This is a genomic window from Jannaschia rubra, assembly GCF_001403735.1.
Classification (GTDB): domain Bacteria; phylum Pseudomonadota; class Alphaproteobacteria; order Rhodobacterales; family Rhodobacteraceae; genus Jannaschia; species Jannaschia rubra.
Genome location: NZ_CXPG01000012.1, coordinates 198,184 through 221,430, shown reverse-complemented (window position 1 = coordinate 221,430; position 23,247 = coordinate 198,184). Strand labels below are relative to the sequence as shown.

Genomic DNA, 23,247 nt, shown 5'->3' with positions numbered 1-23,247 from the left:
GAGGCCGGGCATGAACAGGCAGACGTCATCGCAGCCGCCGGGCGGCCGGGTCCTCCTGATCGAGGACGAGCAGAACATCGCCACGGCCATCGCCTTCATCCTGCAGCGTGAGGGATGGCGCGTCTCGACCCATGGCGACGGGACGACCGCGCTGGCGGCGGTGGAGCGGCACCGGCCCGACGTCGTCGTGCTGGACGTGATGCTGCCGGGGAAGTCGGGGTTCGACGTGCTGGGCGGCATCCGGGCAGGAGCGCGGCCCGACCTGCCGGTGCTGATGCTGACCGCCAAGGGCCAGACCAAGGACCGGGAGCGGGCCGAGGCCCTGGGGGCGAGCCGCTTCATGACCAAGCCGTTCTCGAACCGGGAACTGGTCGACGCGGTGCGCGTGCTGGCCGGATCGGCCGCGCCGCCGGACCCGGTATGACGGACGGCGCGGCGTCCGCCCCGCAGCGCCGCGCCGAGGGGCGTGCCCGGCGGGCCGATGCCCTGCGGATGCTGCCGTTCCTCGGGGCGGTGCTGTTCGTGGCACCGGACCTCGTGTTGTCGGACGGGGGGAGCGGGGCGACGCTGCCCTGGCTGCGCTATCTGTTCGCGTCCTGGCTCATCCTGATCGGGCTGGCGCTGTGGCTGGCGCAGGCGCATCTGCGCGACCTGCCGGACGGCGCCGGGGAATGACGCCGGAGGGGCATCGCGCGGCCTGGGCCGGGTTCGCGGCCGAATTGCGCGCGCGGCTGGCGGTGGAGCGTGACCGGGAGGTGCGCCGCCGCCTGTGGCGGGCCATGGCGGATGCGCGGCGCATCCTCGACCCCGAGCGCGGCGCGACGCGGGCGGACGTGCTGCTGTCGCCGCCGCCCCTGCTCGACGGGCTGCTCGCGCGGGAAGGGGAGGCGGGCCATCCGGCAGGCGATCCGCCGATGTCGCCGGACCGCCGCGCGTGACGCTGACGTTCAACCTGCTGGCCGCGGCGTGCCTGGCTTACGTCGCCTTCCTGTTCCTCGTGGCCTTCGCGGGCGAGCGTCAGGCGGCGCGGGGCAGCGGCCTGCTGCGCGGGCCGGTCATCTATACCCTGTCGCTGTCGATCTACTGCACCGCCTGGACGTTCTACGGCGCGGTCGGATACGCGGCGCGGTCGGGGCTGGAGTTCATGACGATCTATCTCGGCCCCACGCTGGTCTTCATCGGCTGGTGGTGGTTCCTGCGAAAACTGGTGCGGATCGGGCGGGCGGAGCGGATCACGTCGATCGCCGACATCCTGTCGAGCCGATACGGCAAGTCGAACCTGATCGCGGTGCTTGTCACGCTGCTCGCCGTCGTGGGCACGACCCCATATATCGCGCTGCAACTGCAATCGGTCACGCTGTCCTTCGGGGTCTTCGCCGCGCCCGGCAGCGATGCGTCCGACCCCGCGGGGCTGGCGCTCTGGGTGGCCTGCGGGCTGGCCGTGTTCACCATCCTGTTCGGCACCCGCAACCTCGATGCGAACGAGCGGCACGACGGCATCGTCGCGGCCATCGCGGTCGAGGCGGTGGTCAAGCTGATCGCGCTCATGTCCATCGGGGTCTTCGTGGTCTGGGGTCTGAACGGCGGGCTGGCGCGAACGGGCGAGGTCATCGCGGCATCGCCGCTCGCCGATTGGACGGCGGTGCCGGGGCGGTGGGCGGGGCTGATCTTCGTGTCGGGGGCCGCCGTCATCTGCCTGCCGCGCATGTTCCAGGTTCTGGTGGTCGAGAACGCCGACGAACGCCATCTCGCCACGGCGAGCTGGGCCTTTCCGTCCTATCTGCTGGCCATGTGCATCTTCGTGGTGCCCATCGCCGCCACGGGGCTGGCGCTGATGCCCGGACATGCGAACCCCGACCTGTTCGTCCTGACGCTGCCGCTCGCTGACGGGCGCGGGGGGCTTGCGCTGCTGGCGTTCCTCGGGGGGTTCTCCTCGGCGACGAGCATGGTGATCGTGGCCTCGGTCGCGCTGGCGACGATGCTGTCGAACCACGTGGTGATGCCGCTGTGGCTGGCCACGCGGGGGCGGGTCACGGGGGCGGGCGACATGCGGCGCGTCGTCCTGCGGGCGCGGCGCGCGTCGATCCTGGGCGTGCTGGTGATGGGGTATCTGTATTTCCTGGCCACCGGGGGGACATCGTCGCTGGCGTCCATCGGGCTCATTTCCTTCGTCGGCATGGCGCAGGTCCTGCCGGCGCTGGGGTTCGGCCTGTTCTGGACGGGGGCCACGCGGCTGGGCGCGGCGACGGGCATCCTTACGGGCTTCGCGATCTGGGGATGGACGATGCTGGTTCCGGTGCTGGCGGGGCCGGAGTTGCTGGCCCTTGGACCCGCGGGCGTCGGATGGCTGCGCCCGGAGGCGATGTTCGGCCTGACGGGCGACCCGCTCCTGTCGGCTGTCATCCTGTCGCTGGGGTTCAACACGCTTGTCTTCTGCACCGTCTCGCTGTTGACGCGGCCCACGCCGATGGAACGCCTGCAAGCCCCCCGCTTCGTGCAGGTCTTCGACCGGGCGGCGGCGCCGCGGGGCCACCGGCGGGGCACGGCCGGGGCGGCGGAGCTTCTGGTCATGGCGCAGCGCATCCTGGGCGCGCGGGCGGCGCAGGCGATGTTCGCGGCAGAGGCGCGCGCGCAGGGCCGGCCGTCGGACCTTCCGGAGGCCACGCCCGACATGCTGGAGCGGTTGGAGAAGCGCCTCGCGGGGTCCGTCGGCGCGGCGACCGCGCACGCCATGGTGACGGGCATCACCGGCGACGCCGTCGTTTCGGTCGAGGACCTGCTGGCCGTGGCCGACGAGACGGCGCAGATCATGGACTACTCCGCCCGGCTGGAGGCCCAGTCGGCCGAGCTGACCCGCACCGCGGGGGAGCTGCGCGAGGCGAACGACAAGCTCACGGCGCTCGGCATCCAGCGCGACGCCTTCCTGAGCCAGGTGAGCCACGAGTTGCGGACGCCCATGACGTCGATCCGGGCCTTCGCCGAGATCCTGCGCGCCGACGGCGACCTGCCGGCGAAGGAGCGCGCCCGCTACATCGGCATCATCCAGGAGGAGAGCGAACGCCTGACGCGGCTGCTCGACGACCTGCTGAGCCTCAGCGTCCTCGAATCGGGGCAGGTGGTGCTGCACCCGGCCGACGTCATGCTGGGGCAGGTGATCGACCGGGCGGTGGTGGCGTCGGGCGACACCGGGCTGCGCCTGCTGCGCGACCCGGCGGCGGAGGCGGTGGCCCTGCGGACCGATCCCGACCGGCTGGCGCAGGTGTTCATCAACCTCATCACCAACGCGGCCAAGTATTGCGACGCGGCCGAGCCGGAGTTGCGGATCGCGGTCACGCCGTCACGGCGCGGCATCGCCGTCGACTTCATCGACAACGGAAGCGGCATTGCGGCGGGCGACCGGACGCTGATCTTCGAGAAGTTCGCGCGGTTGACCGACCAGGCCGCGGCGGGCAGCGCGGGGCTCGGGTTGGCCATCTGCCGCGAGGTGGTGGCGCGGCTGGGGGGCAGCATCGACTATCTGCCCGGACCGCACGGCGCGCGGTTCCGGGTGCGCCTGCCGCGCAGGGTGGCCGAGGCGCGGGCAGCGGAGTGACCGCGCGGGCAGGTTCTTTCGCCGCGACAAGATTTTGTTAACCCGTATGGCGCAGACAGGGGTTCACAGATTCCCCCCGAACCGGATGTCATGCCTGCCGATCAGCCTCTCTCAACGCTCCGCCGGATGACCGGGGCCCGCCCCGCCGGTGACGCCGCCGTCCCGCCGCTGCCGCGTGGCGAGGCACCGGCGCTGGAGCGTGCCCTGTCGACCGCGGCGCTGCGGGTCGGCGATGCGATGTCGGGCCTCGGGCTCGGCACCGGTGCGCGGACGGCCAAACGCCTGCCCGCGGCCGAGGCCTTCGCGGGGTTCGACGCGCAGGTGCTGTGCCTGCTGCTCGACCCGCCGGGGCTGGATGCGGCGGCCGTGCGTGCCCATTCGCCCGAGACGATGGCTGCCCTGACCGGGCTGATCGTGCTGGACCCCGGACTGGTCGATGCGCTGGTCGAGGTGCAGACCATCGGCCGCGTGGACGGCCCCGCCCGGCCGCCGCGCCGCCCCACGCGCATCGACGCCGCCCTGGCGCAGCCCTTCGCCCGCGCCATCCTGGAACAATTGGGCCGCCTTCTGCCCGTCGATACCGGCGAGCCGTGCCCCGGCGGGTTGCGCCCCGGCAGCTTCGTCGCGGGGCCCGATACGCTGGCCCTCATCCTGACGGCGCCGCACTACCTGCGCGTGGACCTGACGATCGACCTGGGCAACGGCGCGCGGCAGGCGGGCCTGTCGCTGGTCCTGCCGGTGGACGGGGGCGCGGTGCCGGAAGCGGGCAAGACGCTCGACCCGGAAGCGGAATGGAAGCGCGGGATGCGGACGGCGGCGATGGACTCGCCCGTCCTGTTGCAGGCGATGCTGCCGCCCATGCGGATCCCGCTGTCGCGGCTTCTGGGCATGAAGGTCGGCGATCTGATCCCCCTCGACCCGCAGGCCCTGACGCGGATCACGCTGCACGGCGGGGCATCGGGCCTGACCATGGCGGGGCGCAAGCGGATGCCGCGCGGAGCGGCGCTGACGGCACGGCTGGGCCAGTTGAACGGCACGCGGGCCGTCAAGATCGCCGCCTTGCCGGGCGAGACGGCGGAGGCGGGCGTGGCCGACGGCTTCGGCGCGGGCCGGCTGGGCGGAGCGGACGCCGCCGCGCCCGGCAAGGCGGAGAGGGTGCCGGCCACGCGCGACCTGCCGGACCTGCCGACGCTTGACGACCTGGCGGACCCCGCCAAGCTGGCCGACCTGCCGGAACACGCCTGACGGGCGGCCTTGCCTCGGGCCGCGCCGTCTGCAACCTCTGGCGCGACAACGGGGGAGGATCGCATGGACACCGAGACGGACGGCGGGGCCACGGGCCTGCGCGCGCGGATGCAGGCAGGCGAGTTGCTGGCCGGCACCTTCATGAAGACGCCGAGCCACATCACGCTGGAGATCCTGATCCTGGGCGGTCTCGACTTCGTCTGCATCGACGCGGAGCACGCGCCCTTCGACCGGGCCGCCATGGACGCCTGCATGGCGGTGGCGCGGGCGCGGGACTTTCCGGTGCTGGTGCGGATCGGCGACGGCAGCCCGGCGCGCGTGCTGGACGTCCTCGACATGGGGGCCACGGGCATCGTCGTGCCGCATGTGGACAGCGTGGAAAAGGCACGCGCCATCGCCGCCGCTGCCCGCTTCGGGCGCGGCGGACGCGGTTATGCCGGATCGACCCGCTGGGCGGGCTATACCGCCGCAACCATGCCGGACCTGCTGGCCCGGTCCCGGGCCGAGACGATCGTGCTGGCGCAGATCGAGGAGCCGGAAGGGGTTGAGGCGGCGGAGGCCATCGCCGCGGTCGAGGGGATCGATGCACTGTTCACCGGGCCCGCCGACCTGAGCGTGGCTTACGGGCACAGCTCGCTTGACAACCCCGATCTGCCTGCCGCGATGGAGGGCGTCGGCAGGGTTTGCGCAGGGGCGGGCAAGTGCTTCGTGACCTGGGTGCCTGACGTAGAGACGGCGCGGAAATGGCGCGGCCACGGATTCACGATGTTCTTTGTCGCGAGCGAACATGCCTGGATGATCCAGGGCGCGCGGGCCGTGGGCGAGGGGATAAGGGCGCTGACCTAAGGGGGAGTTGCGTCGCACGCATGGGGGTGTTGCCGCAGGCGCATTGGTAAAGTGCCGCGCTGCGGCATAGCTGGAGGTCAAGACGTTCGGGGGCCGATCCCCCGGACCAGACCGGAGCAAGACCATGACCCAGACGACCGACCTCGATCTCGTGAACCTCGAACTCAAGGCCCGCGCGATGCGCGCTGCCTATCTGCGCGGCCTCGTGTCCGCGATGTTCGCCCGCCTGCGGAGCGGCAAACCCGCCCACGCCGCCGCCTGAACCGCGGCGCGACCGTGATGCCCAAGGCCCCCCAGCGGGGCCTTTCGCATGTCGGGGCGGAGCGATAGACGGACGCATGGACACCGAACGCCCCCGCATCCGTCTGCGCCCCAAGGCCGACGCCCGCCGCATCCGCCACGGATACCCCTGGGTTCACCTCGACGACGTGGTGACCGACCGCCGCACGCGTGCCCTGGCCCCCGGTGACATCGCCGTGCTGGAGGATGCCGAACGCGCGGCCTTGGCAACCGTCACCGTCAACATGGCCTCCCGCATCGCGGCGCGGGTGCTGGACGCGGACCCGGAGGCCACGATCGACGGTGCCTGGATCGCCGCGCGCATCGCCACCGCGGCGGCCCATCGTGCGCGTCTGCCGGGTGGGGCGTTCCACCGGCTGATCCACGCGGAGGCGGACGGCCTGCCGGGGGTCGTCATCGACCGCTTCGGCGATGCGGCGGTGCTGCAGCCCAACGCGGCCTGGGCCGACGCGCGGGCCGAGGACTTCGCCGACGCTCTGGAGGGGTTGGGCATCCGGCACGTCCTGCTCAATGCAACGGGGCGGGCGCGGGGGGCCGAGGGGCTCGGCGATGGGACGCGATGGCTGCGCGGCGGACTGGAGGCGCCGGTCGAGGTGTCGATGAACGGCGCGACCTATCTGGCCGACCTGACGGGCGGGCAAAAGACCGGGCTGTTCTACGACCAACGGCCGAACCACGCCTTCGTCGCGGGGCTGGCGCGCGGGGCGCGGGTACTCGATGTGTTCAGCCATGTGGGCGGCTTCGGGCTTGCCGCGCTGGCCGGCGGGGCGGCCACGGCACTGGCCGTCGACGGCTCCGCCCCGGCGCTGGACCTGGCCGCGCGGGGCGCGGAGCTGATGGGACGGAGCGGTGATTACGCCACGCGCCGGGGCGATGCCTTCGACCTGATGACCGCCCTCGGCGAGGCGGGCGAGCGGTTCGATGTGGTCGTGGCCGATCCGCCTGCCTTCGCCCCCGCAAAGCCCGCGCTGACCGCCGGACTGCGCGCCTATGAACGGGTCGCGCGGCTGGCGGTGCCGCTGGTGGCGCCGGGGGGATACCTGACGCTGTGTTCGTGCAGCCATGCGGCCGACCTGCCGAAGTTCCGCGCCTCCTGCGTACGCGGCATCGGGCGGGCGGGGCGGCAGGCGCAGCTGATCCATACCGGGTTTGCGGGGCCGGATCACCCGGTCCATCCGCAACTGGCCGAGAGCGGCTACCTCAAGGCGCTGACGTTCCGGCTTCTGGATTGAAGGCGTTCCTCGATGCCTGCGTTCTCTACCCGACCGTCCTGCGCGAGGTCCTGATCGGCTGCGCTGCCGCGGAATTGTACCGTCCGGTTTGGTCGCCGCGCGTGCTGGAGGAATGGGCACGGGCGGCGCGGAAGATACCGGGCGGCGAGGCGGTGGCGCGGGGCGAGATCGCGGTTCTGCGCACGGCGTATCCCCTGTCGGAGGTTGCGGCGGGGCAGGCGACCGAGGCGCGGATGTACCTGCCCGACCCGAACGACGTTCATGTGCTGGCCGCCGCGTCGGACGCGGGGGCGGACGTTCTGGTGACGTTCAACATGCGGGACTTTCCGCGCCGGGACGTGGCGGCCGAGGGGATCGCGCTGTCGAACCCGGACGCTTTCCTGATGGACCTGTGGTTGCATGACGCGGCGGCCGTGGGCGCCGTGGTCGAGCGCGTGCGCGCCACGGCCGAGCGCCTGTCGGGCGAGGATCAGCCGCTGCGCCCCCTGATGAAGCGCGCGCGGCTGCCGCGGCTGGGCAAGGCGCTGGCGAGCTAGTCGGCGGCCGGCAGGAGCGTGGTGATCCCCACGGCCCCGGCGCGGGCCAGCGCGGGGTCGAGCGTCATGGGGATGTATTCGCCGCGCCGCCAGAGTTCGCCCAGGTCGTCGTAGTGCCGCGACAGCGGATGGCCCGATTGCCCGGTCGAGGTGATGAAGACGCTGCTTTCGGGGTCGGCGAAATCGTAGACGCCACGATAGGTCGCCGCGTGGACGTTGGCGAACGGGTCGGGGCCGTCGCCCGCCGTGCGGCCGCGTTGCAGCGTGTCGTCGCCGCCCGAGGTGGACTGGCGGATGTTGACGACGAGGCCCAGCCCCGGAATGTCGCCCAGCACCGGATGGTCGGAGCGGGTTTCGTGCGCATCGCCCCATCGCCACGCCTCGACCCGTGGACCGTAGCGTTCCTCCAGATCCTGCAGCGCATCGTCGAGGGACTGGCGCGCGACGTCGGTGCAGGTCTCGACCGGGGTGGACTGGATGACATCGCACCAGGCGGCGGCGCCACCGGTGTCGCGGAAGACGCGTTCGATGAACAGGGGTTCGGTCCGGGGGTAGTCGTCGGCCAGAGGCCCGAGGTCGTCGCGGATCAGGCGCTGTTGCAGGGCGCGCATCCAGGCGGCGTAGATCAACGGCTCGGGCAGGTGTTCGGACATCTCGCCGTTCCAGGCGGCGAGCATTTCCAGCGCGATCTGGCGACGGCGCTCAGGCGTGCCGGCGGGGGCGGCCTCGCCCGTGAACCAGAGGTCGCGGCCCACCAGCGGCAGCAGGGCGCGCGCGGCGGTCGAAACGGTGTCGAGTTGCGCGTCGATCATGGATTCGCGGGTGTGGACGTCGCGCGCCTGAAGCAGGCGCTGCATCCGCTGCACGCGCTGACTGTCGCCCCAGTAGTGGCTGATGTGGTCGGGGAAGGGGGCGTCCGTGGTCTTGTTGTTGGTGTTGCCCAGCAGGCCGCCTTCTGGGTCGGCCCAGACGGGATTGTCGGCAAAGGGTTTCGTCCCCTTCCAGCGGTTCGCGGGGATCCAGCCGGGGGTGGGGATGCGGCCTTCGGACTGGTGCTGCGGGTCGCGGTCGGGCTGACGCCCCATGATCTGCATGGCGATGCGGTCGCCATCGGTCAGCATCAGGTTCTGGCTGGGCGCGATGAAGTGCTGCGCGGCTGCGAGGCCCTCGTCGAGCGTGGCGGCGCGCATGAGCTCCAGCCCCGTCCGCATCGAGGTGTCCTCGGTCGAGAGACCTGTCCACGACAGGGCGGCGACGTGGCCTGGCGGCGTGACGGTCCCGAGGTCGAACATGCTGCCGGTCAGGACGGGGCCATTCACGCTGCGCCGCAGGGTCAGGGTGACGGGGGGCGCGTCCTTGATCCGAAGGATCGAGCGTTCGGTCTTGAAGGCGGCCCAGCCGTCGGGGGTGCGGTATTGCGTCGGGTCGTCGGGGTTCAGTTCCTCGATCAACACGTCCTGGTCGTCGAGATAGCTGGAGGTGAGACCCCAGGCGAGGCGTTCGGTTCGGCCGGCGAGGATGAAGGGGATGCCGGGGATCGTGGCCCCGATCGCGCCCCCGGTCGCGAGGTCGAGGCGCGCCAGGTACCAAAGCGTCGGCGCCTGAAGCCCGAGGTGCGGATCGTTGGCCAGCAGCGCACCGCCTGCCGCCGCGCGGTCGGGCGCCACGGCGAAGGCGTTCGACGCTCCCGACAGGCCGGAGGGCGCGGTGGGCCAGAGGGCGGGGGGCGCGGCGGAGGCATGGCGCGTGGGCGAAAGCGTCGGGAACAGGTCACCCGCGAGAACCACGGTGCCGTCGCCCGGAATGTCGGGGTGCAGGTCGCGCAGGCGTTCGTCGGGCAGGATCAGCGAGGCGCGGGCGCGGCGGACTTCCTCGGTCACATGGCCGGAGAGTTGCAGCGCCATGAGCTTGACGACGGCGATGCTGTCGGCGGGTTGCCAGGGGGCGATCTCGGGCTCGAACAGGAAGAACTCGGGCGCGCCGCGGCCCGAAGCCTCGCGGTTGATGACGTCGATCCGGGCGTTCACGCCGGCGGCATAGGCGGTCAGCATCTCCATCGTCTCGGCATCCTGTGCGGTGACGGATGCGGTGGCGGCGCGGTAGAGGCCGAGGCGGCGCATCAATTCGTCGGTCCGCAGGGTGCGCCTGCCGAACAGCTCCGACAGCTTGCCCTGCGCTGTGCGGCGCAGCAGCGTCATCTGCCAGAGGCGGTCCTGCGCATGGGCATAGCCCAGCCCGAAGAAGACATCGGCGTCGGTCTGGCCGAAGATGTGGGGGACGTCATGGGTGTTGCGGACGATCTCGACCGGCGCGGACAAGCCCGCCACCGTCTCGGCGGCGTCGTAGTCGGGCAGGCTGCGGCCCGCCAGCCAGTAGACCATGGCCAGCGCCAGACCCGCCAGGATCAGCGCGCCCGCGACGATGCGGAATGTCCAGCGGAACAGACGCTCCATGTTTCCCCCTGTTGACCCGGTTGGCCGGGGCCGCTCTAACCCCGGGGAAGCTTGGATGCAAAGGGAGGTCGTCATGGCGAACGTCGCGTTTTTGGGGATGGGTGTGATGGGTGCGCCGATGGCGGGGCATCTGGCCAAGGCGGGCCACGACGTCTGCGTCTACAACCGGAGCGGGGCCAAGGCGAAGGCCTGGGTCGAGGCGAACGGCGGCGCATCCGCCGACACCCCGCGCGCGGCGGCGGAGGGTCGCGACATCGTGATGGCCTGCGTGGGTAACGACGACGACCTGCGGGCCGTCTGTCTGGGCGAGGACGGGGCCTTCGCCGGAATGGCGCGGGGGTCGCTGTTCGTCGATCACACCACGGTGTCGGCCGAAGTCACGCGGGAGCTGGCGGAGGCGGCGGCGGAGAAGGGCATCGCCTGGGTCGACGCGCCGGTCAGCGGCGGACAGGCGGGGGCCGAGAACGGGCAACTCGTCATCATGTGCGGCGGCGCGCAGGAGGATTACGACCGGGCCGAGCCGGTGATGGAGGCCTATGCCAAGCTGTCGCGCCGCATGGGCGAGGTGGGCGCGGGGCAACTGACGAAGATGGTCAACCAGATCTGCATCGCGGGCCTGGTGCAGGGCCTGTCCGAAGGCTTGCTGTTCGCACAAAAGGCCGGGCTGGACGGGCGCGCGGTGGTCGACGTGATCCAGGGCGGCGCGGCCGGGTCGTGGCAGATGGTCAACCGTCACGAGACCATGCTCGACGGCGAGTTCGAGCACGGGTTCGCGGTGGACTGGATGCGCAAGGACCTGGCGATCTGTCTGGCGGAGGCCGAGAACATCGGCGCGCCCCTGCCGGGGACGGCCCTGATCGACCAGTATTACAAGGATGTGCAGGCCATGGGTGGCGCCCGCTGGGATACCTCGGCCCTCATCGCGCGGCTGAAGGCCCTGGGCTGAGGGGTGTCAGAGGCAGTACTGCGTCCCGCGGGGGATCAGTACCGGATAGATCTGCCCCTGATAGGCATAGCCGTAGCAGTTTTCGGCCACGCGCACGTCGCGTTCGGTGATGCCGCGCGGCAGCAGCCGGCCGACGGCAAAGGGGATCGGCGCATCGGTGATGGCATAGGCCTGCGGGTCCGGCACGGGGCCGTTCGCCGTGGGCAGGGCGCAGGCCGCCAGCAGCGGCAGGATGAGGAGAGATCGTTTCATCGCATCGTCCTCGGTTGTGGTCGAAGCGACGTTATCACGGGGCAGGTGGCAGTCAACGGCCCGGCCGGGGAGCGACCGGATCGTCGTCTGTTGCCTGTCCGCCAGTGGCGCGGGGTCGGCCGCGCCACGGTCAGTATTCGATCGGATCCAGCACGAAACCGGGCACGGCGAGCGAGGGGTAGCGCCGCATCAGGTCCGCCATCGCGTAACGCTGCGCCGTTGGCCGAGCGGCGATCACGTTCTGGCCGCGCAGCGTCAGCTGCGCCAGGTGACGGTCGTAGGCGCGGGAATAATGCCACCACTGGTTCGGGGTCAGCGCGGCGGCGACGCTGCCGGCCGTGACGATCCGCATCCGGCCATCGCCGGGGGGAACGGTGTTCGGCGCCTCGTACCACAGCCCTTCGGGCAGGCCGGCCGTCAGGTTGAGGGCGGGCGCCTCGGCGCAGCCGGCAATGGGAACGGCAACGAGCGCCAATGCGGCGAGCCTGCGGGCGATGCGGCGGCTCATCGGTCGCGCCCCACGGGGTTCTCGACCTCGTTGTCGTCTCCGAAACGGCGGTCGTCTGCCAGCGGATCCTCGCCCGCGGGGACGTAATCGCCGCTGTCCATCACCGCGGCATTGTCGTGCGTGGGGTCGGCGTAGGCGTCGGCAGGCATGGGACCGGACAGGAATTCGTGCAGTTCCTGCTGCGCCTCGCCTGCGGTGATGCCCTGATGCGCGCCGATCAGGCGGGCCAGTTCGGCGGACGATCCGTCGGCGTCCTGCAGGTCCTTTTCCGTCAGTTTCGGATACCGCGTCAGCAGCGCGTCGCGGTAGGGAACCCAGTCTTCGGCGAAATCCTTGCGGCTCATGTCCGTCCTCCGGTGGTTGCGGGGGAAAACGCGGGCGGCGATGCGCGGGTTCCGCCGGGCAGGCGCGTCAGTTGAACATCTCGGCCAGGTCGATGGTCGAGTTGGTGCCGATCCGGTCGAAATCGCGGTCCAGGAAGGTGTCGGCGGCGGCGTGGCCGGCAAGCCGAAGCTGATGCATCACGACGGGATTGGCGATGGATTTGGTGGCGACCGAAAGCTGCCGCATCAATGGGTCGTCCGAGATCATGTGGACCAGCACGTCCTTCATCGCGCCTTCGGGAACGATGCCGTTCCGCACGAGGCGCTGGACGAACTCGATGGCGCGGAGCTCGCGGAACAGCGAGGTGTTGAAGCTGATCTCGTTGATGCGGTTCTGGATATCGCGGGCGGTGATCGGAAGCTCCGGACGCTCCAGCGGGTTGATGTTCACGATCAGGATGTCGCGGGGCAACGCCCGGTCGAACAGCGGAAACAGCGCCGGATTGCCGGTATATCCGCCATCCCAGTAGTGTTCGCCGTCGATTTCGACCGCCGGGAACAGCGTGGGCAGGCAGGCGGAGGCGAGAAGGGAGGCGACCGATATCGCATCGCGGGTAAACAGCTTGATCTTTCCGGTCCGCACATTGGTCGCGCAGACGTGGAGGTCGGGCCCGTCGGGCGAACAGATCAGCGCCATGTCCATCCTGTCCACGATGCGCGCGAGAGCGTTCTCGCCGATACCCCCGGTGATGTAGGGGGACACCGCGCGGGTGAAGCCGTCGATGAACGTATAGCCGGGCGACATCTCGACGAACTGGCTGACGGCCAGGGGCGAGAACGACCGAAGCCAGGGATCCAGCCGTTCGTCCGTGATGGCGCCGATGTCGGTCCAGAGCGCTTCCAGCGCCTCGCGCGCCAGGGCCGACGATCCGCGAGCCAGTCCGCATTTGACCGCCGCCCCGTTGAGCGCGCCCGCGCTGGTGCCCGAGATGGCCGCGATTTCAAGCCGGTCGTCCGAGAGGATGCGGTCGAGCGCGCCCCAGGTGAAGGCGCCATGCGCGCCGCCGCCCTGAAGCGCCAGGTTGATCCGGTGGCGTGTCATCGGGTCGTCACAGCGCCGTCCAGCCGCCATCGACACTGATCGTGGTGCCGGTGATCTGCTCGGCGTGTTCGGAGCAGAGGAACAGCGCGGTGCCTCCCAACTGGTCCGTGGTGGCGAATTCCTTGGATGGCTGGCGCGAGAGCAGGACGTCGCGGATCACCGTCTCCCGGTCCATGTCGTATTTCTCCATCGTGTCGGGGATCTGCGCCTCAACGATGGGGGTCATGACGTAGCCGGGGCAGATGGCATTGGCGGTAATGGGTTCTTGTGCCGTCTCGAGCGCCACGACCTTGGTCAGGCCGACGATGCCGTGCTTGGCGGCGACATAGGCCGATTTGTAGGGGCTCGCGGTCAGGCCGTGCGCCGAGGCGATGTTGATGACCCGGCCCCATTCCGCCTTGCGCATCATCGGCAGGGCCACGGCGGTGGTATGGAAGGCGGAGGTCAGGTTGATCGCGATGATCGCGTTCCACTTGTCGGTCGGAAACTCGTCGATGGCGGCGACATGCTGGATGCCTGCATTGTTGACGAGCACGTCGCAGGTGCCGGCCTGTTCGATCAGCGCGCGCGCCTCGTCCCTGTTCGACAGGTCCGCCTTGATGTAGCGGACATCGACGCCGTGTTCGCGGGCCATGTCGGCCGCCAGGGAATAATCCTCCTCGCGGTCGGTGAAGGAGTTGAGGACGACGTTCATGCCCCCGCGCGCGAGGCTGTGCGCGATACCGAGCCCGATGCCGGAGTTCGATCCGGTGATGACGGCGGTCTTTTCCTTGACTGACATGATGGCTTTTCCCCGATGTTCCGTGTCCGGCCGCACCTTAGCCCCCGGACCCGCGAAGGAAAGCGTCTTCGGCGGCGGTGACCGGCCAATCGGTCCCCGGATGCCGCGACGGACTTGCGCGCGGGCTACCGAAAAGGCACATCGAAAACACATTGAAGTCGTCGATCTGCCCCAAAAAAAACGCCCGCACAAGGCGGGCGTCAAGTCATTGAGGCAGGTTTCATACAGGCAAGAAACCTATCGAGCAGTACCCCTGTTATAGACCCTCATGCCACAAAGTCCAAGGGAAACTTTTTGCGGCGGGTGCGAAATGTTTCGGATAAACGTCAAGATCAACAGGATGTTACCGGCAGACAGGAATATGATGAGCAACCGTTTCACCCAAATTCGCCATCACGCTGTCGTGATTTTGGCCGTTCTGGCAACGGCGGGAATCGCCCTTCCGGTGTCGGCCGCAACCCATGGCATCGCGCTTTACGGCGAGCCTGCACTGCCTGCCGATTACGAGCATCTGCCGCAGGCGAACCCCGACGCGCCGGTGGGGGGCACGTTCTCGGACGGGCAGGTAGGCACCTTCGACAGCCTCAATCCCCACATCCTGCAGGGAAACACTCCCTGGCAGCTGCGCTTCCTGGCCTATGAATCGCTGTTGGGTCGGGCCTATGACGAACCCTTCACGCTCTATGGCCTGCTGGCGGAAAGCGTGGAGGTCAGCGACGACAACACGCAGATCACCTTCACCCTGAATCCAGAGGCGCGGTTTTCGGACGGCACGCCGGTCACGGTGGACGACGTGATCTGGTCCTGGAACATCCTGGGGCAGCAGGGCGCCAACGGCCGCTATCGTCCCGCCTTCGCCAAGGTGAAGGATGTCGAGCCGGTGGGAGAGCGCGGCATACGGTTCACCATCCACGCCCCGGACCGGGAACTTCTGATGACGCTGGGCCTGCGCCCGATCATGAAGGCCGCGCAATACGCGGATGACGAGGCGGCGTTCTTCCGGTCGGGCCTGTCGAACATCCCCGTCACCAGCGCGCCCTACGTCGTGACGGATGTCGATCCGGGACGGTCGGTGGTTCTGGAGCGCGACCCGGACTATTGGGGAGCGGACCTGCCGTTCCGGCGCGGAACCAACGTGATCGACACCATCCGCATGGAATTCTTCGGCGACGCCACCGCCCATTTCGAGGCGTTCAAGGCGGGCGAGCTGTCGTCCATGCGCGAGACGAACGCGACCGCTTGGGCACGCGACTACGATTTTCCGGCCGTGCGGTCGGGTGAGGTCGTCCTGTCCGAGATCCCGCATCAGCGGCCCACGGGAATGACGGGCCTGGTGATGAACACACGCCGGCCGTTCTTCGACGACTGGCGCGTGCGCGAGGCGCTGATCCAGGCGTTCAACTTCGAATACGTCAACAACGTCGTCAACGCGGGTGCCCAGCCACGCATCACCAGCTATTACGCCAATTCGCCGCTGGCCATGGACCATGGGCCCGCGGAGGGGCGGGTGGCCGAGTTGCTGGAGCCGCTTTCCGCGGACCTGCTGCCCGGCACGCTGGAGGGGTATTCCCTGCCCGAAAGCGACGGCAAGCTGTCGAACCGACGCGGGCTTCGGACGGCCGCGAAGCTGCTTGCCGAGGCCGGATACACCGTCGAGAACGGCGTGCTGATGGGGGACACCGGTCCCGTCACCTTCGAGATCCTGATGCAGACCGGGTCGTCCGAAGTGCAGACGATCGTGGACATCTACGTCGAGGCGTTGAAGCGGCTGGGCATCGACGCGCGCGCCGTGGCCATCGACAGCGCGCAATACACCGAGCGCATGAATTCCTATGACTTCGACATGACCTGGTTCACGCGCGGCCTGTCGCTGTCGCCCGGCAACGAGCAGCTGGCCTACTGGGGCCCCGATGGCGTGGACCAGCCGGGCAGCCGCAACTGGATGGGGGCCGACGATCCGGCCATCGGCGCGATGATCGACGCCATGCTGTCGGCCGAAAGCCAGGAGGACTACACCGCCGCGGTCAAGGCGCTCGACCGGGTGTTGACCGCGGGACGCTATGTCATCCCGGTCTGGCACAACCCGGTCAGCTGGATCGCGCATCGGGCCGACCTGAAATACCCCGCGGACCGTTTGCCGATCTACGGCGACTTCATCGGGTTCCAGCCCGACGTCTGGTGGATCGAGGACTGAGGCGGGTCAGGTCCAGTGCGGCGACTGACCGCCGGGCAGGGCGGCGCGGGCCGCGAGGAACGTCTCGTGGCGCAGGGATTGCGCGCGGCAGACGCCCTGCACCCAATCGTCGTCCATCATCACGAAGTCGAGGACGGCGCCCAGGAGCTCCGGGTCCTGCGCCGCCTGCCGGATGGTGTCGCGGTCGACGCCCGTGCTGCTCTGGAAGGTGTCCAGAAGGTCGGCCCCGGCGATCCAGGCCAGCGCGTTGAGCGCGATCACCTCGGCGTCATCCTGCTTCATCGGCTGCCCTCCGTTGCATTCGCGCCACGTTGGAAACCTTTTGTTAACTTTAATCCAATCATAATGTTTCTGACGAAGTCCTGAATCCATGCGAGAACCCCAGCCATGACCGGCCGCATCCTCATTGTCGATGACGTCGCCACGAACAGGATCGTGATGAAGGTCAAGCTGTCAGCCGCGCGCTATGCCGTCGTGCCCGCCTCCAGCGGGGCCGAGGCGCTGGAGATCGCCGCCGGCGGGGGCATCGACATCGTCATCATGGACATGATGATGCCCGGCATGACGGGGGCCGAGGCCTGTCGCCGGCTGCGCGCCGACCCGGCGACGGCCACCATCCCCGTGATCCTCGTGACTGCCTCCGACGACATCGACGCGCGGATGGAGGGCCTGTCGGCCGGCGCCGACGATTTTCTGTCGAAGCCCGTGGACGAAGTGGCCCTGCTGGCGCGGGTCCGGTCCCTGCTGCGAACGCGGGAGGAGGAGCGGGACTTCCATGCCCGCGGCGGCGAGATGCTGGAAATGGCGCACAACGCCATTCCCGGCATGTCCGATTCGGTGGGGCAGGCCGCCTTCGCCGCCCATCCCGCCCTCGCCGAAGGGCGCATCGCGATGATCGGCGGGCCCGATGCCAAGTGGTTGCCGATCCACCGCGACCGCCTGCGCCCGCTGTTCCGCGAAGCCGTGTCGATCATCGGCCGCGACGTGGCGCTGGCCCTGACCGAGGCGAACGCGCCCGACCTGTTCCTGATCGACGCCGATCTGGGCACCCGCAACGAGGGCCTGCGCCTGATGTCGGAGCTTCGTTCGCGCAATGCGACGCGCCATTCCGCTTTCATCGTGCTGCTGCCGCAGGGCGACAGCGAACGTGCGGCCACCGCGCTGGATCTCGGCGCGGCCGACGTCAGCTATCACCCCTTCCCGGTGGCCGAGATCGCCATGCGGATCCGCACCCAGCTTGCCCGCAAGCGGCGGGCCGACAAGATGCGCGACACCATCGACTCGGGTCTTAAGATGGCGATGTTCGATCCGCTGACGGGTCTGCACAACCGCCGCTATGGCCTGCACCATCTTGACATGGTGGCCACCCGCTGCCGGGCGCAGGGCATCCGGGCGGGCGTTTTGCTGATGGACATCGACCATTTCAAGCGCGTGAACGACACCCACGGCCATCCCGTCGGCGACGCCGTCCTCGCGCGCGTGGCACAGGTGTTGCGCGACAGCCTGCGGGCCGAGGACCTGGTGGCGCGCATCGGCGGCGAGGAGTTCCTCGCCATCCTGCCCGATGCCGACCTGGCGCAGGTGCGCACCGTGGCCGAGCGGCTGCGCGCGGCGGTGGAGGCCATGGCCGTTCCGCTGCCGGGGGGCGGGACACTGTCGGTGACGTTGTCGCTGGGGGCCGCGATGCTGCGCGACGCCGACGACGCGGGAGCGGAGGTTCTTGCCCGCGTGGACCGCGCGCTCTATTCCGCCAAGGACGACGGGCGCAACCGGGTCCGCCTGGCCGAGTCGGCCTGAGAGCGCGGCGTTCCGGCGACATCCCGACGCATAGCGGACATGCGGGGTTCTCTCGACCGTCGGGCCGGCATATCTGTCGCCGCGGAAGGAACGCCGATGACAGACGCCGTACAAGACCAGTCCACAGAAATCCCCCGCGGGATGCCCCGCGCCATGCTCCGCGGCTGGCTGCGGCGCTGTCCCAGTTGCGGCTCGGGACCGATGCTGAACGGATATCTCAAGGTGCGCGACTCCTGTCCCGTCTGCAATGAGGAACTGCATCATCACCGCGCCGACGACGGTCCGCCCTATCTGACGCTGCTGGTCGTGGGGCACATCATCGGCCCTGCGATGCTGTGGTATTTCACCGCGTTCGAGCCGGACCCCTACACCTTCATGGCGATCTTCATGGTCGCGTCGGCGGCGCTGTCGCTCTATTTCCTGCCGCGTCTCAAGGGCGTGATCGTCGGCGTCCAGTGGGCGGCGCGCATGGGCGGGTTCGGCCGGCGCGCGTCGGAGCGGGACCTGCGGACGTGACTGACGTTCCCCTGCGCGATGCCGCGACCGTGGTCCTGCTGCGGACCGACGGGACGAGGGGACCGCGCGTCCTGATGGGTCAGCGGGGGGCCGGGGCGGTCTTCATGCCGTCGAAATACGTCTTTCCCGGCGGCGCCGTCGATGCGGGCGACGCCTCGCAGCCGCTCGCCCGGCCGTTGCAGGCCGAGACGCGGGTGGCGCTGTCGGCGCGGTCGTCCACGGCGCCCGATACGCTGGCTGCCGCGGCTCTGCGCGAACTGGCGGAGGAGACGGGGCAGGTCATCGCCCGGGCATGTCCGGACCCGACGCTGCGCTGCGACTGGCCGGGGTTCGCGGGCCTGCTACCGGACGCCGCGCCGCTCAGGTTCATCTTTCGCGCGATCACCCCGCCGGGCCGGCCCCGGAGGTTCGACGCACGGTTCTTCCTCGTGCCCGCCGACACGCTGACCACGGACCCCGACGATTTCACCCGCGCCGAGGACGAGCTGAGCCACCTGCATTGGGTTCCGCTGGCCGAGGCGCGGGCGCTGGACATGCCGTTCATCACCGAGGTCGTGCTGGCCGAGACGGCCGCCATCGCCGCGGGGACCGACGCGCCGGGCACGCCGTTCTTCGACAATTCGGGCGAGACCTCGGTGTTCCACCGTCTCTGACGGTCAGGCCTGCAACAGGATCAGCGCAATCACGCTGGCCGTGACGAGCGCGATGGCCAGCAGTTCCCGCCGGCTGAACCGTTCGCCCAGCACAAGCCAGGAAATCAGGATCGAGAGGATCAGCTCGACCTGCCCCACGGCGTTCACATAGGCTGCGGTCTGGAGCGTGTAGGCCGTGAACCACCCCATCGACCCCGCCATCGACGTGGCCCCCACCAGGGCGGTCGCCCGCCAGCGCTGGAAGACGGCCAGAAGCCCGGCGCGGTCGCGCCAGCCAAGCCAGGCGCCCAGCAGGAGGGTCTGGAGCAGCGTGACGAGGCACAGCGTCACGGCCGCGCGCAACAGGGGCGCCTCGGACATGACCAGAAGCGACGCGCCGCGATAGCCCACGGCCGATATCGAGAAGAACGCGCCGGATGCGAGGCCGAGCGCCGAGGCGCGGTTGAACACCTGCCAGCCGCCGTCGGCCGGCACCGACAGGATCAGCACGCCCACCAGCCCCACGCCCATGGCCGACAGGTCAGCGAGGGTGACTGATTCGCCCAGGACGAGGAAGCCCGCGACCACCGTCATCAGGACGGTGACCTTCGAAAAGGCGATACCCACCGCGAAGTTGCGCCGCGCGAACAGGGCCACGACGCACATGGTCGCCAGGATCTGCGCGATCCCGCCGGACAGGGCGTAGGTCCAGAAGCCGGGCGCGATGCGGGGCAGGACGCCGGCGGTCGCCAGCGTCCACCCCGCCAGCCCGGCGGCGATGATCGCGGGGGCATAGACGAAGCGCGCGAAGGTTGCGGCGGCGGGCGACAGGCCCGACACGGCCAGCTTCTTCTGCAGAAGGAAGCGCAGTGCCTGAACGGAGGCGGCAAAGAGCGAGGCGAAGACCCAGAGAGACATTCGGGCATCTGGCATGGGCTCTGTTGCCGGGGCCAGAGGTAATGCGTTTCCATCTTGGCCACAGCCGCGGTGTCAGCCTCGGACCGTTGCCGCATCGTGACCGGGCGGTGAGAGCCGTGCCACGATAACGCTCCAAATGCGCTCTACCTTCGTCGCAATTCGACCGGAGTTCCGCCGCAATGACCATGTCCGCCCATCCGGCCGCTTGCTCGCCGCGCCTGCGCTTCCACCCGGTCGCCTGGGCAATGCGGGACGAGCGCCATGAAACGGGCTGCATGGTCACGGCCCTTGGGGGATTGGCTCTGGCGCTCGGTCTGACGCTGGCGCAGGCGACGCGGACGCCCGCAGTCGAGGTCGAGGACTCACTGCGCCGGGCGACGGTACGCGCCGGGTTCGACGCGGCGCTCCGCCCCGAGGGCTGGGTCCGCGACCGTGCCCGCCTGCTGCACCGGCCCAAAGCCGAGGTGCGCGCCTTGTTCCTGCATGAGACCGCGACGCTGAGCGATACCGAGGTCGTCGCCTCCGTTGGCCGCTACGTTGCGCGGACATATGATTTCCGCGAGATCGAGGGTGCGGCCCTGACCCGCAACCAGATCCTGCTGTGCATCGTCGAAAGCCGGCGTCTGACCACGCCGCTGCACGATCTGATCCGGCCGCGATCGCCCGTCGGTTCCAGCCGGTTTTGACCCCTGCGCGCGGCACGCGCCCTCTGGCGACTGGCGATGGTTTAGGGCTAAACGATTCCGAACCAGGAGGGAGGCCCTGAGCATGAGCGACCAGAACCAGGACGATCATCAGGCCGCGCAGCGGCAGGCCGCGCTCGATTATCACCGGCTGCCCCGGCCCGGCAAGCTGGAGATCCGGGCGACCAAGCCGCTGGCCAATGGCCGCGATCTGGCGCGCGCCTACTCGCCCGGCGTGGCCGAAGCCTGCCTCGCCATCCGCGACGATGCCAGGACCGCCGCCGATTATACCGCGCGGGGCAACCTCGTCGCCGTCGTCACCAACGGGACCGCTGTGCTGGGGCTGGGTAACATCGGGGCACTGGCTTCGAAGCCGGTGATGGAGGGCAAGGCCGTCCTGTTCAAGAAGTTCGCGGGCATCGACTGCTTCGACATCGAATTGAACGAGAACGACCCCGAGCGGCTGGCCGATATCGTCTGCGCGCTGGAGCCGACCTTCGGCGCCATAAACCTGGAGGACATCAAGGCCCCCGATTGCTTCATCGTCGAGAAGCTGTGCCGCGAACGGATGAACATTCCCGTCTTCCACGACGACCAGCACGGCACCGCCATCGTTGTCGGGGCCGCCGCGCTCAACGCGCTGCGTCTGACCGGGCGGAAGTGGGAGGACGTGAAGGTCGTCTCGACCGGCGGCGGGGCGGCGGGGATCGCCTGTCTCAACATGCTGGTGACGCTGGGCGTAAAGCGCGAGAACGTGTTCCTCTGCGACCTGCACGGACTGGTCCACGAGGGGCGGGAGGTCGACATGACCCCGCAGAAGGCCGCCTTCGCCCAGCCGGGCGGGCCGCGCGATCTGGCGCAGGTGATCGACGGGGCGGACATGTTCCTCGGGCTGTCGGGCCCGGGGGTTCTGAAGCCCGAGATGGTGGCCCGCATGGCGGCGCGGCCGATCATCTTTGCGCTGGCCAACCCGAACCCGGAAATCGCCTATGACCTGGCCAAGGCCGAGGCGCCCGACGCCATCATCGCCACCGGACGGTCGGACCACCCCAACCAGGTCAACAACGTGCTTTGCTTTCCCTTCATCTTCCGCGGGGCGCTCGACGTGGGCGCGACCGAGATCAACGAGGAGATGAAGGTCGGCTGCGTCGAGGGCATTGCCGCGCTGGCCCGCGCCACCACCAGCGCCGAGGCAGCCGCCGCCTATCAGGGCGAGCAACTGACCTTCGGCCCTGACTACCTGATCCCCAAGCCCTTCGATCCGCGCCTGATGGGCGTGGTGGCGAGCGCCGTGGCGCAGGCAGCGATGGACAGCGGCGTGGCCGCCCGCCCGATCGAGGACATGGCGGCCTATCGCGCGCGGCTCGACGCGTCGGTCTTCCGGTCGTCTATGATCATGCGGCCCGTCTTCGCCGCCGCCGCGCAGGCCGAGCGCCGCATCGTCTTTGCCGAGGGCGAGGACGAGCGGGTGCTGCGCGCGGCCCAGGCCATGATGGAGGAGACGACGGACACCCCCGTCCTGATCGGCCGGCCGGAGGTCATCGCCACCCGCATCGCCCGCGCCGGCCTCACGCTGGAGCCGGGGCGCAACCTGGAGATCGTGAATCCCGAATCCGACCCCCGGTATCGGGACTATTGGGAGACGTATCATTCGCTGATGGCGCGGCGCGGCATGGCGCCCGACCTGGCCCGCGCGGTGATGCGGACCAACACCACCGCCATCGGCGCGGTGATGGTGCAGCGGGGCGAGGCGGACTCGCTGATCTGCGGCACCTTCGGGCAGTTCCTTTGGCACCTGCGCTATATCACGGAAATCCTGGGGCAGGGGGGGCTGCATCCGGTGGGCGCCATGTCCCTGATGATCCTGGAGGACGGGCCGCTGTTCATCGCCGACACCCACGTCCACGCCTGCCCGACCCCCGACCAGGTGGCCGAGACGGTGATCGCCGCCGCCCGCCACGTTCGCCGCTTCGGGGTCGATCCGAAGATCGCGCTGTGTTCGGGGTCGCAGTTCGGGAACCTCGATTCGGCCAGTGGTGAGACGATGCGCGCCGCGCTCGCCGTCCTCGACGCGATGGACCTCGACTTCCAGTACGAGGGGGAGATGCACGTCGACGCGGCGCTCGACCCGGAGTTGCGCGCCCGGTTCCTGCCCTGCTCGCGAATGGAGGGGGTGGCCAACGTGCTGGTCTTCGCCTCGACCGACGCGGCGGGGGCCACGCGCAACATCCTCAAGATGCGCGCGAACGGGCTGGAGGTCGGGCCGATCCTGATGGGGATGGGCAACAAGGCGCATATCGTGACGCCCTCGATCACGGCGCGCGGCCTGCTCAACATCTCGGCACTGGCCGGGACGCCGGTGGCGCATTACGGCTAACGGCAGCGGGCGCG

General features: G+C 69.7%; 24 protein-coding genes. 16 read left to right on the top strand and 8 right to left on the bottom strand.

Annotation, left to right across the window (positions count from 1 at the left end):
- Positions 1 to 10 precede the first annotated feature (10 nt).
- From JAN5088_RS04220 to JAN5088_RS04185, 9 genes are all read left to right on the top strand, one after another.
- Complete coding sequence (locus JAN5088_RS04220) at positions 11 to 424, top strand: response regulator transcription factor (RefSeq protein ID WP_055681552.1); 414 nt, start codon at positions 11 to 13, stop codon at positions 422 to 424.
- Complete coding sequence (locus JAN5088_RS04215) at positions 421 to 675, top strand: hypothetical protein (RefSeq protein WP_055681551.1); 255 nt, start codon at positions 421 to 423, stop codon at positions 673 to 675. The genes JAN5088_RS04220 and JAN5088_RS04215 overlap by 4 nt, the downstream gene beginning before the upstream one ends.
- A complete protein-coding gene (locus tag JAN5088_RS18540) occupies positions 672 to 938 on the top strand; it encodes a hypothetical protein (RefSeq protein WP_055681550.1) in 267 nt (88 codons plus the stop codon). Before JAN5088_RS04215 ends, JAN5088_RS18540 begins: the two co-directional genes overlap by 4 nt.
- A 2-nt stretch (positions 939 to 940) precedes the next feature.
- A complete protein-coding gene (locus JAN5088_RS04205; RefSeq protein ID WP_055681686.1) occupies positions 941 to 3,592 on the top strand; it encodes an ATP-binding protein in 2,652 nt (883 codons plus the stop codon).
- A gap of 126 nt (positions 3,593 to 3,718) precedes the next feature.
- Positions 3,719 to 4,837: a flagellar motor switch protein FliM gene (locus tag JAN5088_RS04200; protein WP_158448466.1), complete on the top strand. Its 1,119-nt coding sequence runs from the start codon at positions 3,719 to 3,721 to the stop codon at positions 4,835 to 4,837.
- Positions 4,838 to 4,900: 63 nt separating this feature from the next.
- Positions 4,901 to 5,683 (top strand): HpcH/HpaI aldolase family protein, encoded by a 783-nt coding sequence (locus JAN5088_RS04195; protein ID WP_082429807.1) that lies wholly within the window; start codon positions 4,901 to 4,903, stop codon positions 5,681 to 5,683.
- A gap of 124 nt (positions 5,684 to 5,807) precedes the next feature.
- Positions 5,808 to 5,945, top strand: a complete 138-nt coding sequence (locus tag JAN5088_RS18840; RefSeq protein ID WP_158448465.1) for an RSP_7527 family protein — start codon at positions 5,808 to 5,810, stop codon at positions 5,943 to 5,945.
- A 76-nt stretch (positions 5,946 to 6,021) separates the two neighbouring features.
- The gene (locus JAN5088_RS04190) at positions 6,022 to 7,215 is read left to right on the top strand and encodes an RSP_2647 family RNA methyltransferase (protein WP_055681548.1); all 1,194 of its coding nucleotides are present in this window, start codon (positions 6,022 to 6,024) and stop codon (positions 7,213 to 7,215) included.
- Positions 7,212 to 7,751, top strand: a complete 540-nt coding sequence (locus JAN5088_RS04185; RefSeq protein WP_055681547.1) for an RSP_2648 family PIN domain-containing protein — start codon at positions 7,212 to 7,214, stop codon at positions 7,749 to 7,751. Before JAN5088_RS04190 ends, JAN5088_RS04185 begins: the two co-directional genes overlap by 4 nt.
- On the opposite strand, the gene JAN5088_RS04180 is transcribed toward JAN5088_RS04185, so the two are convergent.
- The gene (locus JAN5088_RS04180) at positions 7,748 to 10,204 is read right to left on the bottom strand and encodes a penicillin acylase family protein (protein ID WP_055681546.1); all 2,457 of its coding nucleotides are present in this window, start codon (positions 10,202 to 10,204) and stop codon (positions 7,748 to 7,750) included. The two genes, JAN5088_RS04185 and JAN5088_RS04180, sit on opposite strands and share 4 nt — an antisense overlap.
- A gap of 73 nt (positions 10,205 to 10,277) precedes the next feature.
- Between JAN5088_RS04180 and JAN5088_RS04175 the strand changes: the two genes are divergently transcribed.
- Positions 10,278 to 11,150: an NAD(P)-dependent oxidoreductase gene (locus tag JAN5088_RS04175; RefSeq protein ID WP_055681545.1), complete on the top strand. Its 873-nt coding sequence runs from the start codon at positions 10,278 to 10,280 to the stop codon at positions 11,148 to 11,150.
- Positions 11,151 to 11,156: 6 nt separating this feature from the next.
- On the opposite strand, the gene JAN5088_RS04170 is transcribed toward JAN5088_RS04175, so the two are convergent.
- The 5 genes from JAN5088_RS04170 to JAN5088_RS04150 all read right to left on the bottom strand — a co-directional run bounded on the left by JAN5088_RS04170 (position 11,157) and on the right by JAN5088_RS04150 (position 14,116).
- On the bottom strand, positions 11,157 to 11,402 hold the full coding sequence (locus JAN5088_RS04170; protein ID WP_055681544.1) for a hypothetical protein: 246 nt from the start codon (positions 11,400 to 11,402) through the stop codon (positions 11,157 to 11,159).
- Positions 11,403 to 11,532: 130 nt separating this feature from the next.
- A complete protein-coding gene (locus tag JAN5088_RS04165) occupies positions 11,533 to 11,910 on the bottom strand; it encodes a hypothetical protein (protein WP_055681543.1) in 378 nt (125 codons plus the stop codon).
- Positions 11,907 to 12,254 (bottom strand): hypothetical protein, encoded by a 348-nt coding sequence (locus JAN5088_RS04160; RefSeq protein WP_055681542.1) that lies wholly within the window; start codon positions 12,252 to 12,254, stop codon positions 11,907 to 11,909. Before JAN5088_RS04160 ends, JAN5088_RS04165 begins: the two co-directional genes overlap by 4 nt.
- A 67-nt stretch (positions 12,255 to 12,321) precedes the next feature.
- The gene (locus JAN5088_RS04155; protein WP_055681684.1) at positions 12,322 to 13,335 is read right to left on the bottom strand and encodes a patatin-like phospholipase family protein; all 1,014 of its coding nucleotides are present in this window, start codon (positions 13,333 to 13,335) and stop codon (positions 12,322 to 12,324) included.
- Between the two features lie 7 nt (positions 13,336 to 13,342).
- The gene (locus JAN5088_RS04150) at positions 13,343 to 14,116 is read right to left on the bottom strand and encodes a 3-hydroxybutyrate dehydrogenase (protein WP_055681541.1); all 774 of its coding nucleotides are present in this window, start codon (positions 14,114 to 14,116) and stop codon (positions 13,343 to 13,345) included.
- A gap of 361 nt (positions 14,117 to 14,477) precedes the next feature.
- Here JAN5088_RS04150 and JAN5088_RS04145 point away from each other — a divergent pair, with 361 nt between their 5' ends.
- Complete coding sequence (locus JAN5088_RS04145) at positions 14,478 to 16,310, top strand: extracellular solute-binding protein (RefSeq protein ID WP_055681540.1); 1,833 nt, start codon at positions 14,478 to 14,480, stop codon at positions 16,308 to 16,310.
- Positions 16,311 to 16,316: 6 nt separating this feature from the next.
- Here the strand turns inward: JAN5088_RS04145 and JAN5088_RS04140 are convergent, their stop codons facing one another.
- A complete protein-coding gene (locus tag JAN5088_RS04140) occupies positions 16,317 to 16,592 on the bottom strand; it encodes a DUF3572 domain-containing protein (protein ID WP_055681539.1) in 276 nt (91 codons plus the stop codon).
- Between the two features lie 105 nt (positions 16,593 to 16,697).
- Here JAN5088_RS04140 and JAN5088_RS04135 point away from each other — a divergent pair, with 105 nt between their 5' ends.
- From JAN5088_RS04135 to JAN5088_RS04125, 3 genes are all read left to right on the top strand, one after another.
- Entirely contained in the window at positions 16,698 to 18,107 is a 1,410-nt protein-coding gene (locus tag JAN5088_RS04135; RefSeq protein WP_055681538.1) for a diguanylate cyclase, read from the top strand.
- Between the two features lie 96 nt (positions 18,108 to 18,203).
- Positions 18,204 to 18,623, top strand: coding sequence for a DUF983 domain-containing protein (locus tag JAN5088_RS04130; protein ID WP_055681537.1), 420 nt, complete (start codon positions 18,204 to 18,206; stop codon positions 18,621 to 18,623).
- Positions 18,620 to 19,276: an NUDIX domain-containing protein gene (locus tag JAN5088_RS04125; protein WP_055681536.1), complete on the top strand. Its 657-nt coding sequence runs from the start codon at positions 18,620 to 18,622 to the stop codon at positions 19,274 to 19,276. The genes JAN5088_RS04130 and JAN5088_RS04125 overlap by 4 nt, the downstream gene beginning before the upstream one ends.
- A gap of 3 nt (positions 19,277 to 19,279) precedes the next feature.
- Here JAN5088_RS04125 and JAN5088_RS04120 read toward each other — a convergent pair whose 3' ends face one another.
- On the bottom strand, positions 19,280 to 20,173 hold the full coding sequence (locus JAN5088_RS04120) for an EamA family transporter (RefSeq protein ID WP_055681535.1): 894 nt from the start codon (positions 20,171 to 20,173) through the stop codon (positions 19,280 to 19,282).
- A 179-nt stretch (positions 20,174 to 20,352) separates the two neighbouring features.
- On the opposite strand from JAN5088_RS04120, the gene JAN5088_RS04115 reads away from it, so the two are divergent.
- Positions 20,353 to 20,859: a hypothetical protein gene (locus JAN5088_RS04115; RefSeq protein ID WP_055681534.1), complete on the top strand. Its 507-nt coding sequence runs from the start codon at positions 20,353 to 20,355 to the stop codon at positions 20,857 to 20,859.
- Between the two features lie 82 nt (positions 20,860 to 20,941).
- Positions 20,942 to 23,233 carry an NADP-dependent malic enzyme gene (locus JAN5088_RS04110; protein WP_055681533.1) on the top strand — a complete coding sequence of 764 codons (2,292 nt, stop codon included), beginning with the start codon at positions 20,942 to 20,944 and terminating at the stop codon, positions 23,231 to 23,233.
- Positions 23,234 to 23,247: the final 14 nt, after the last annotated feature.

Bases quoted from the DNA above. Each gene is read 5' to 3' on its own strand.
- JAN5088_RS04220 (WP_055681552.1), top strand. From the start codon at position 11: ATGAACAGGCAGACGTCATCGCAGCCGCCGGGCGGCCGGGTCCTCCTG.
- JAN5088_RS04215 (WP_055681551.1), top strand. From the start codon at position 421: ATGACGGACGGCGCGGCGTCCGCCCCGCAGCGCCGCGCCGAGGGGCGT.
- JAN5088_RS18540 (WP_055681550.1), top strand. From the start codon at position 672: ATGACGCCGGAGGGGCATCGCGCGGCCTGGGCCGGGTTCGCGGCCGAA.
- JAN5088_RS04200 (WP_158448466.1), top strand. From the start codon at position 3,719: ATGACCGGGGCCCGCCCCGCCGGTGACGCCGCCGTCCCGCCGCTGCCG.
- JAN5088_RS04195 (WP_082429807.1), top strand. From the start codon at position 4,901: ATGGACACCGAGACGGACGGCGGGGCCACGGGCCTGCGCGCGCGGATG.
- JAN5088_RS18840 (WP_158448465.1), top strand. From the start codon at position 5,808: ATGACCCAGACGACCGACCTCGATCTCGTGAACCTCGAACTCAAGGCC.
- JAN5088_RS04190 (WP_055681548.1), top strand. From the start codon at position 6,022: ATGGACACCGAACGCCCCCGCATCCGTCTGCGCCCCAAGGCCGACGCC.
- JAN5088_RS04180 (WP_055681546.1), bottom strand. From the start codon at position 10,204: ATGGAGCGTCTGTTCCGCTGGACATTCCGCATCGTCGCGGGCGCGCTG.
- JAN5088_RS04175 (WP_055681545.1), top strand. From the start codon at position 10,278: ATGGCGAACGTCGCGTTTTTGGGGATGGGTGTGATGGGTGCGCCGATG.
- JAN5088_RS04170 (WP_055681544.1), bottom strand. From the start codon at position 11,402: ATGAAACGATCTCTCCTCATCCTGCCGCTGCTGGCGGCCTGCGCCCTG.
- JAN5088_RS04165 (WP_055681543.1), bottom strand. From the start codon at position 11,910: ATGAGCCGCCGCATCGCCCGCAGGCTCGCCGCATTGGCGCTCGTTGCC.
- JAN5088_RS04160 (WP_055681542.1), bottom strand. From the start codon at position 12,254: ATGAGCCGCAAGGATTTCGCCGAAGACTGGGTTCCCTACCGCGACGCG.
- JAN5088_RS04155 (WP_055681684.1), bottom strand. From the start codon at position 13,335: ATGACACGCCACCGGATCAACCTGGCGCTTCAGGGCGGCGGCGCGCAT.
- JAN5088_RS04150 (WP_055681541.1), bottom strand. From the start codon at position 14,116: ATGTCAGTCAAGGAAAAGACCGCCGTCATCACCGGATCGAACTCCGGC.
- JAN5088_RS04145 (WP_055681540.1), top strand. From the start codon at position 14,478: ATGATGAGCAACCGTTTCACCCAAATTCGCCATCACGCTGTCGTGATT.
- JAN5088_RS04140 (WP_055681539.1), bottom strand. From the start codon at position 16,592: ATGAAGCAGGATGACGCCGAGGTGATCGCGCTCAACGCGCTGGCCTGG.
- JAN5088_RS04135 (WP_055681538.1), top strand. From the start codon at position 16,698: ATGACCGGCCGCATCCTCATTGTCGATGACGTCGCCACGAACAGGATC.
- JAN5088_RS04130 (WP_055681537.1), top strand. From the start codon at position 18,204: ATGACAGACGCCGTACAAGACCAGTCCACAGAAATCCCCCGCGGGATG.
- JAN5088_RS04120 (WP_055681535.1), bottom strand. From the start codon at position 20,173: ATGTCTCTCTGGGTCTTCGCCTCGCTCTTTGCCGCCTCCGTTCAGGCA.
- JAN5088_RS04115 (WP_055681534.1), top strand. From the start codon at position 20,353: ATGACCATGTCCGCCCATCCGGCCGCTTGCTCGCCGCGCCTGCGCTTC.
- JAN5088_RS04110 (WP_055681533.1), top strand. From the start codon at position 20,942: ATGAGCGACCAGAACCAGGACGATCATCAGGCCGCGCAGCGGCAGGCC.